The organism is Pollutimonas subterranea, assembly GCF_002849655.1.
Lineage (GTDB): Bacteria > Pseudomonadota > Gammaproteobacteria > Burkholderiales > Burkholderiaceae_B > Pollutimonas > Pollutimonas subterranea.
This window is the reverse complement of record NZ_PDNW01000051.1, coordinates 1-1,651: the sequence shown is the minus strand read 5'-3', so window position 1 is coordinate 1,651 and position 1,651 is coordinate 1. Positions and strand designations below refer to the sequence as shown.

Sequence of the window (1,651 nt, the reverse complement as noted above, 5' to 3'; positions counted from 1 at the left end):
CCCCCTCTGTCACAATAGATGTCCGGTCACTTGAACCTAATAGATGAGGGGGCGGTTGGAGTGTTTTCATGTCCGCCTATAGCCCTGAGCTCAAAGAGCAAATCGTCAGGAAAATGATGCCACCTAACAACCAGACGGTAGCCCAGCTCGCTCGCGAAACCGGGATCTCGACGCCCACGCTGTATGCTTGGAAGAAGCAGTTTCAATCCAAAGGATTCGTTGTGCCCGCTAAACCGTCCAACCCCGATCGCTGGGATGCCCGCGCTAAGCTGGCGGCGGTGATCCAGACGGCCCCGATGAACGAGGCCGAGCGCTCGACGTATTGCCGCGAACATGGCCTGTACCCGGAACAACTCGACGCGTGGAAAGAAGCGTTTGAGGCGGTGGACTCGCAGGGCACGTCGGCCGACAAGGCGCAACTTGCGGCGGAGCGTAAAAAGAGCCGCAAGCTGGAAAAGGAACTGCGACGCAAAGAGCAAGCACTGGCCGAGGCGGCAGCGCTTCTGATACTGTCAAAAAAAGCCCAGGCCATCTGGGGCAGCGGCGCGGACGATTGATCCCAGAGCCGATGAAACAGATGGCCATCCTCCTGATTGACCAGGCCGTGCAAGCCCGCGCCCGACGCCACAAGGCGTGCGAGGTACTGGGTATTACGTGCCGCACGCTGCGTCGCTGGCGTGGAGCCGACAGCCTAGTGGATGGTCGCAAGGGAGCTGCCCGCAAACCAAGCGCCCATGCGCTCAGCCCAGTCGAAAAGGAGCATATCCTGGCGACCTGCAACAGTGCCGAGCATCAGAGCCTGCCACCGTCTCAGATCGTGCCCCGGCTGGCAGACCGAGGCGTCTATATCGCCTCGGAGTCGAGCTTCTACCGAGTGCTCAAAGCGCATGGGCAGACAAACCGGCGTGGCCGTGCTCAGGCCCATCCCATCGTGGACAAGCCTCGGGCGTGGGCGGCAACGGCGCCTGCTCAGGTCTGGTCCTGGGATATTACGTTCTTGCCTGCCGCCGTGCGTGGCCAGTTCCACCGCTTGTACATGGTGATGGATGTCTTCAGCCGCATGATCGTTGGCTGGGAGGTTCACCATGACGAGTCGTCTCACCATGCGGCTACCTTGATTAGCAAGGCCTGTTTGCGTCACGGCATCAGACGCGACCAGTTGGTGCTGCACTCGGATAATGGTGGCCCGATGAAGGGCGCCACGATGCTGGCGACCCTGCAAAACCTAGGTGTGGTGCCGTCGTTTAGCCGACCATCGGTGAGTGATGACAACGCCTTCTCGGAGTCACTCTTCAAGACGTTGAAATATACGCCTGCCTATCCCAGAAAGCGCTTCGCGGACATTGACCAGGCTCGCTCTTGGGTGCAGCGGTTCGTCACTTGGTACAACACCGAACATCGTCACAGCGGCATCCAGTTCGTCACGCCCGCCCAGCGTCATGCGGGTTTGGACCGCCGGATTCTGGCCGCACGTACGGCGGTGTATCAGACGGCTAAAGAAGCCAATCCTGACCGCTGGCGCGGTCGTACCGTGCGCAACTGGAAGCGCATAGACCAGGTCTGGCTCAACCCGGATAAGGTCAATAAAGAACTACCGGAAACCATGAAGCTCGTTGCATGAAAAAGCGGACATCATTGTTGACAAACACCG

The 1,651-nt window shown here is 59.6% G+C and carries 1 protein-coding gene; it reads left to right on the top strand.

Annotation, left to right across the window (positions count from 1 at the left end):
* Positions 1–68 precede the first annotated feature (68 nt).
* Positions 69–1,621, top strand: a protein-coding gene (locus CR159_RS21275) for an IS3 family transposase (protein WP_233208457.1) whose coding sequence is annotated in 2 segments (ribosomal slippage) — positions 69–522 and positions 522–1,621 — 1,554 coding nt in all. Because the reading frame shifts where the segments join, the coding sequence is not laid out codon by codon here.
* Positions 1,622–1,651 lie beyond the last annotated feature (30 nt).